Origin of the sequence: Sapientia aquatica (genome assembly GCF_004358105.1) — a bacterium.
GTDB lineage: Bacteria > Pseudomonadota > Gammaproteobacteria > Burkholderiales > Burkholderiaceae_D > Solimicrobium > Solimicrobium aquaticum.
Map to the genome: position 1 here is coordinate 1 of NZ_SMYL01000051.1, position 675 is coordinate 675.

Here is a 675-nt window from a genome sequence, read left to right on the forward strand (position 1 = left end):
GAGAAAGGAGAGGAGAGGGAGGGGAAAGGGGAAGGAAGGGGGGGGAAAAGGGAAGGAGAGAGGGAAGAAAGAAAAAGGAGGGGAAAAAAAGGAGAGGGAAAGGGAGGGGGGGAGAAAAGGGAGAGGAGGAGAGAAAGAGGAGGAGAAAAAAGAAAAGAAGGAGAGGGAAATAGAGAGCAAGAGAGGGGGGGAGAGGAGGGAAGAGGAAGAAAAGGGGAAGGGAAGGGAGGGAAGAAGGGGGAGAGGAAGAGAGGGGGAAAAGAGGAAAGAAAGGGGAGGAAAGGGGGGAGGAAAAGAAAGAAAAAAGGGAAAAAGAGGGAGGGGAAAAGGGAAGAGAGAAAGGGAGGGGAGAAGAAGAAAAGAAAGGAAGAAAAGAAGGGAAAGGGAAAAGAGAAGAAGGGGAGGGAAAAGAGGGAAAAGGGAGGAAAGGGGGAAAAAAAAAGGAGAGAAAAAGGAAAGGAGGTGGAGGACGAGAAGAAAGAAAAAAGGAAGAGGGAGAGAGGCGAGAGGGGGGGGGAAGGGAGGGGGAAAGAGAAGCAAGGGCCAGAGGAAGGGCGGGCGCAAGGAGGACGGGGGAAGGGGGAAGGGAGAAAAAGGGAAGGGAGGGAGGCGGAGGGAGGAACCAAGAAAAGCCAGAAAGCGCGGGGAGGAGGGAAGAGGAGTGGGGCGAGGGCA

At 54.1% G+C, this 675-nt stretch carries 1 protein-coding gene; it reads left to right on the forward strand.

What is annotated here, in order from left to right; all coding sequences use genetic code 11:
• Positions 1 to 675, forward strand: a 675-nt coding sequence (locus E2I14_RS20045) for a hypothetical protein (RefSeq protein WP_406675726.1), incomplete at both ends; no start/stop codon positions are given.